Raw genomic sequence first — 4,206 nt, 5'->3', positions numbered from 1 at the left:
CCAGCACCGTGTCGTGATAGGGCATGGGAAAGCGCTGCTTCCAGTCGGCAAAGGTCTTGGTGCGCTCGCTGGTGTTGATGCAGCGATCCCAGACCTGACGCTCGCAGGCCAGATCGGCGGCGGCATAGAGCTCGCGGTCATCCATGCCACCGGGCTGGTGCAGATTGGTGGCATAGTTCCACTCGCGCACTCCCTCGCTGCGCAACCCGATGCTGATGGCATACAGGCCGCGATTGAGGCTGGGATTGCTGCGTGCAGCCGCCTTTTCCTGCGCCGTCAACGGAGCGGGCGCAGGCGGCACACCGATGCGCTGGCCGATTTCCTCCAGCGCCAGCTGTTCATAGAAGCTGCCATGGCCAGCCGTGTCTTCCAGCAGCTGGCGGGCCTCGGCCCTTTCCTCGGCATTGGGGCGGCCCGCCAGCATGGCTCTGGCCTTCCAGTAGGCCCAGGTCGGATCGGTGCGCTCCGGGCCCATGGCGTCAATGGCGCGGCGCACGGCCTTCCAGTCGCCGGCGCGCAGTGCGGCACGGGCCTTCCAGCCCAGCAGGTCGTCGTTCAGGTCTTCGTTGCGGCGCACCTTGCCAAAGTAGCTGTTGGCATCGGGCGAGAGCTTGGAGGCGGCCTGCTTGCCGGCCACGGCCCAGGCCCAGTTGCGCTCCTCGCCATTGAGCTGGGCGCCCCAGCCGCCTTCGATCTGCGTGGCCGCCGCATCGGGGTCGCTGGCCGCCATGCGGATCAGCGCCAGCAGGGCCAGTTCCTTGCGCTCACGCCCGCGCGCCTTGCTCTGACCCGCCAGGTATTTGGCGGGCGAGGCAAACACCTGCGCTACCTGGTCGGCCGCCTCGGGGGCGACGATGGCCACCGCATCACGGGCCGCCTTCTGCCGATTGCCTTCGGTGGCCACACGGGCACGGCGCCAGACATCGGCGTCGCTGATCAGCTTGCTGGCATACAGCTGGCTGGCGGCCGTGGTGCAGCCGTCGTCGGCATCCTTTTGGGCCATCCACAGGTCGCGCACCTGCGGCCCCACATTGGGCGCGCCCCGCCCCTGCAGCGCATCGGCCAGCAGGGCATAGCAGGTGACGGACTTGTCGTCGCGCATGCGGAACCTGGGATAGACCTGGCTGAAGGTGCTCCAGTCACGCTGCTTGCCCAGCAGCAGCAGCCAGTCGTTGCGCAGGCGATCTTCCTGGTAGGTACCGGCGTAACGGTTCAGAAAGCCCTGTATCTCATCGGGCGACGCGGTCTCCAGGCGGTTCTTGAGTTCCCAGTAGGCGGCCCAAGGTTCGAGGGGGTGCCCGGCAGCCTGGGGCAGGAGCTGGGTCAGCGCCGCCTGATTGCGGCTGCGGAATGCTTTTTGCATGTCCAGCAACACGGCGTCGCCCGAGTTCTGTGCCAACGCAAACGGAGCAGCTACAGTCAGCAGGGAAGCCGCACAAAGCGGTGTCAAAATCTTCAGCCAGTGCATGGAGGAAATTATCCGATGGACAAAGCAGCGTTACGCCGCAAGTTGATTGAACTGCGCCTCAACCTTCCAGATCGCCTGCAACGCGCCGATGCGCTGCAGCAGGTGATGCGCTTTTGGCTGATGGAGCGGCCCGATACCGTGATTGGCGCCTACTGGCCCATCAAGGGTGAATTCGATCCGCTGCCAGCCCTGCACCGCTGGAAGGAAGACGGCGAGCTACAGGGTACTCCACAACGGCGCAGAATCGGGCTGCCGGTGATCGACAAACAGCGCAAGACGCTGAGTTTTCACGCCTGGTATCCCGGCTGCCCCATGGAGGAGGACGCCTATGGCATTCCCAAGCCCAAGGATACCGAACTGCTGGTGCCCACGCTGCTGTTTGTCCCCTGCGTGGGTTATGCGGCTGGCGGCTACCGCCTCGGCTATGGCGGCGGCTTCTATGACCGCACGCTGGCCGAGCTGAGCCCGCGCCCGTTCACCGTGGGCCTGGGCTACACCAACGGCTATGTCGATGACTTCCAGCCCGAGACACATGATCTGCCGCTGGACGCCATCCTCAACGACAACGGCGTGGTCTGGCCCGTCTGAACCCTATTTCGCCTTGCCATGAGTCGCCCCCGCAAGAACATTCCCCAGCGCCGCTACCGCCCGCGCCCTCCGCTGACCGTGATGCAGCTGCCGCTGACTGCGGCAGAGCTGCAGCGGTTGCAAGCCCATATGCGCCGCCACGGCGCGCTCGGCCTGACCCCGCGTCAGCACGATGCCATCTGGGACTTTCTGTTCGAGCGCCCCGAAAGCCAGACCTGGCTGCGCCAGATGACGGCGCAGATCCAGGCCGGGCAGATCGCCACGCGTCCCGGCGCCTGAATCAGGTTCATCGCCAGAATGCTCCTTATTGAGGAGCATTTACTGCTTTCAATCAAAGGACTTCATTGCTTTATCAGCATGAAGTCCTTTTTCACTGAACGAAAGCAGCTATCAATTTCACTGTGCCGACTGGCTGAGGCGCCAGTTGCGCCAGCCCGATGCACGCAGCTCGCAGGCCGGGCAGCTGCCGCAGCCATAGCCCCATTCGTGCAACGCATCGCGCGTGCCCTGGTAGCAGGTGTGGGTCTCGGTGCGGATCAGCTCCACCAGCTCGCTGCCGCCCAGGTCATGGGCCAGCTGCCAGGTCTGGGCCTTGTCCAGCCACATCAGCGGCGTATCGATGCGCAGCCGGCGCTCCAGGCCCAGGTTCAGCGCCAGCTGCTGGGCCTTCATGGTGTCGTCGCGGCAATCGGGATAGCCGGAGTAATCGGTCTCGCAGACGCCGGTGACGATCACCGTCAGCCCGCGACGATAGGCCAGCGCGCCGGCCAGGGTCAGGAACAGCAGATTGCGGCCCGGCACAAAGGTGTTGGGCAGGCCGTCGGCCTGCATGGCAAACGCCACATCCTCGGTCAGGGACGAACCGCCGATCTGCCTGAGCACGTCGAGCGACAGCACATGGTCCTCGCCCAGACGCGGCGCCCACTGGGGAAAGCGCTCGGCCAGCTGCTCGCGCACGCCGGCGCGCACCTGCATCTCCACGCTGTGGCGCTGGCCGTAGTCAAAACCCAGCGTCTCCACGCGCTCGAACATGCTCAGAGCCTGGGCCAGGCAGGTGGTCGAGTCCTGGCCGCCCGAGAACAGCACCAGCGCGCCCTTGTGGTGACCGGCCCCGGCCGCCTGCGCAGCCAGGTGTGCAGAAGTAGTGGAAGTATTTGCCATAGTGCTGCAATTACATCATCCGCCGCGGCACCCCGGCAGGACTGTGGAATCAAAACACACAGACCGCGCGGCCCAGGCTTGATAAGCTCGGCGGCAGATACACACAGGAGTCCGGCATGAAGCTCTATATCGGCAACAAGAATTACTCGTCCTGGTCCATGCGGCCCTGGGTGTTGATGCGCCAGAGCGGCATCAGCTTCGAAGAAGTCATGCTGCGCTTCGACAGCTTCGCCCCGGACTCCAGCTTCAAGCTGCAGGCGCTGGCGCTCGCCCCCACCGGCAAGGTGCCGCTGCTGGTCGATGATGGGCTGACCATCTGGGACAGCCTGGCCATCTGCGAATACCTGGCCGAGCGCTTTCCCGACAAGCACCTGTGGCCGCAGACCGTGGCCCAGCGCGCCCGCGCACGCAGCCTGGTGGCGCAGATGCACAGCGGCTTCGGTGCGCTGCGCAGCTTCTGCCCCATGAATATCGAAGCCCAGCTGCAGGAGACCGGTGCCCGGCTCTGGGCCGAGCATGTCGACCTGCGCAGCGATCTCCAGCAGCTCGAAGAACTCTGGACCCCGCTATTGAGCACCGCCAGCGGTCCCATGCTGTTCGACCAGTTCAGCATTGCCGATGCCTTTTTTGCACCGGTCTGCATGCGCATCAACAGCTACGGACTGCCGACCTCTGCACCGGTACGCGCCTATGTGCAGCGGGTCACCCAGCTGCCCGCCACCCAGGAATGGATTCATGCAGCGCTGGCCGAGCAGGACTTCCTGCCGTTCGAGGAACCCTACCGCCTGCACCGCTGAGCTCGGAATCCCGCGATTGCGGTATCTGCAGGCCGACCTGCAGCCACTACCATTGGCGCATGAGTGAATTCAAGGTTTTCAAGGTAGGCGGTGCCGTGCGCGATGCATTGCTGGGCCTGCCCGTCAACGACACGGACTGGGTGGTGGTCGGAGCCACACCGGAGCAGATGAGCGCGCGCGGCTTCGTGCCCG

The 4,206-nt window shown here is 65.1% G+C and carries 5 protein-coding genes and 1 pseudogene; 4 read left to right on the top strand and 2 right to left on the bottom strand.

All coding sequences use genetic code 11. The features are described from left to right. Window positions 1–1,468 (bottom strand): lytic transglycosylase domain-containing protein (locus E2583_RS23930; protein WP_291599357.1); only part of this gene is annotated, 1,468 nt, incomplete at its 3' end. Between the two features lie 15 nt (window positions 1,469–1,483). Between E2583_RS23930 and E2583_RS23925 the strand changes: the two genes are divergently transcribed. Both E2583_RS23925 and E2583_RS23920 read left to right on the top strand, forming a co-directional pair. Next, entirely contained in the window at window positions 1,484–2,056 is a 573-nt protein-coding gene (locus E2583_RS23925) for a 5-formyltetrahydrofolate cyclo-ligase (RefSeq protein ID WP_019044041.1), read from the top strand. A gap of 18 nt (window positions 2,057–2,074) precedes the next feature. Next, window positions 2,075–2,335, top strand: a complete 261-nt coding sequence (locus tag E2583_RS23920; protein ID WP_291599356.1) for a hypothetical protein — start codon at window positions 2,075–2,077, stop codon at window positions 2,333–2,335. A gap of 117 nt (window positions 2,336–2,452) precedes the next feature. Here E2583_RS23920 and queC read toward each other — a convergent pair whose 3' ends face one another. After that, window positions 2,453–3,217, bottom strand: coding sequence for a 7-cyano-7-deazaguanine synthase QueC (gene queC, locus E2583_RS23915; RefSeq protein ID WP_291599355.1), 765 nt, complete (start codon window positions 3,215–3,217; stop codon window positions 2,453–2,455). A 116-nt stretch (window positions 3,218–3,333) separates the two neighbouring features. Here queC and E2583_RS23910 point away from each other — a divergent pair, with 116 nt between their 5' ends. Next, window positions 3,334–4,014, top strand: a complete 681-nt coding sequence (locus E2583_RS23910) for a glutathione S-transferase family protein (RefSeq protein WP_291599353.1) — start codon at window positions 3,334–3,336, stop codon at window positions 4,012–4,014. A gap of 59 nt (window positions 4,015–4,073) precedes the next feature. Beyond that, window positions 4,074–4,206, top strand: a pseudogene (locus E2583_RS23905) (multifunctional CCA tRNA nucleotidyl transferase/2'3'-cyclic phosphodiesterase/2'nucleotidase/phosphatase); the annotation flags it as partial.

Origin of the sequence: Comamonas sp. (assembly GCF_009360615.1) — a bacterium.
Taxonomy (GTDB): Bacteria; Pseudomonadota; Gammaproteobacteria; order Burkholderiales; family Burkholderiaceae_C; genus Comamonas.
The sequence above is the reverse complement of the archived record's forward strand: the minus strand, read 5'-3'. Positions and strand labels throughout refer to the sequence as shown.

Coding starts and splice junctions, on each gene's coding strand:
- queC (WP_291599355.1), bottom strand. CDS start 3,217: ATGGCAAATACTTCCACTACTTCTGCACACCTGGCTGCGCAGGCGGCC.
- E2583_RS23910 (WP_291599353.1), top strand. CDS start 3,334: ATGAAGCTCTATATCGGCAACAAGAATTACTCGTCCTGGTCCATGCGG.
- E2583_RS23920 (WP_291599356.1), top strand. CDS start 2,075: ATGAGTCGCCCCCGCAAGAACATTCCCCAGCGCCGCTACCGCCCGCGC.
- E2583_RS23925 (WP_019044041.1), top strand. CDS start 1,484: ATGGACAAAGCAGCGTTACGCCGCAAGTTGATTGAACTGCGCCTCAAC.